Below are 771 nucleotides of genomic sequence, written 5' to 3' on the forward strand. Positions count from 1 at the left end.
AAAATGTCTGAAGCTCCAAAAAAACGTTGGTACGTCGTTCAGGCGTTTTCCGGATTTGAAGGTCGCGTAGCACAATCGCTGCGTGAACACATCAAACTGCACGATATGGAAGAGTTGTTCGGTGAAGTGATGGTGCCTACGGAAGAAGTGGTTGAAATCCGTGGCGGCCAACGTCGCAAGAGCGAGCGTAAATTCTTCCCTGGCTACGTGCTGGTGCAGATGGTGATGAATGACGCCAGCTGGCACTTGGTGCGCAGCGTACCGCGCGTCATGGGGTTCATCGGCGGTACGTCTGACCGTCCTGCGCCGATCAGCGATAAAGAAGTTGATGCGATCATGAACCGCCTGCAGCAGGTTGGTGACAAGCCGCGTCCGAAAACGCTGTTCGAACCGGGCGAGCTGGTGCGCGTCAACGACGGCCCGTTTGCCGATTTCAACGGCGTGGTCGAGGAAGTCGATTACGAGAAGAGCCGCCTGAAAGTTTCCGTTTCCATCTTTGGCCGTGCAACGCCGGTGGAACTGGACTTCAGCCAGGTTGAGAAAGGCTGATCGAATAATCAGCAACGAGTGGCCCGTAGCCGCTTGTCAAAGGCGCGAAATTGAACTACAATTTCGCGCCTTTTGTTTTTAGATGCCTTGCCTGATGCATGTTGGGCGGGGTGAAACACGGGGAGCCTCTTGCGAGGCGATACTACCCAAACCGAGGAAATTTAAATGGCTAAGAAAGTACAAGCCTACGTCAAGCTGCAAGTTGCAGCTGGTATGGCGAAC

At 54.0% G+C, this 771-nt stretch carries 1 protein-coding gene; it reads left to right on the forward strand.

Features of this window, described 5'->3' with window-relative positions:
• The first annotated feature begins 3 nt into the window (after window positions 1-3).
• A complete protein-coding gene (nusG, locus tag BJP35_RS23795; protein WP_004929914.1) occupies window positions 4-549 on the forward strand; it encodes a transcription termination/antitermination protein NusG in 546 nt (181 codons plus the stop codon).
• The last annotated feature ends 222 nt before the right edge of the window (window positions 550-771 follow it).

Source organism: Enterobacter sp. J49 (assembly GCF_002148625.1).
In the GTDB taxonomy this organism is placed as follows: domain Bacteria; phylum Pseudomonadota; class Gammaproteobacteria; order Enterobacterales; family Enterobacteriaceae; genus Enterobacter; species Enterobacter ludwigii.

Coding starts and splice junctions, on each gene's coding strand:
- nusG (WP_004929914.1), top strand. CDS start 4: ATGTCTGAAGCTCCAAAAAAACGTTGGTACGTCGTTCAGGCGTTTTCC.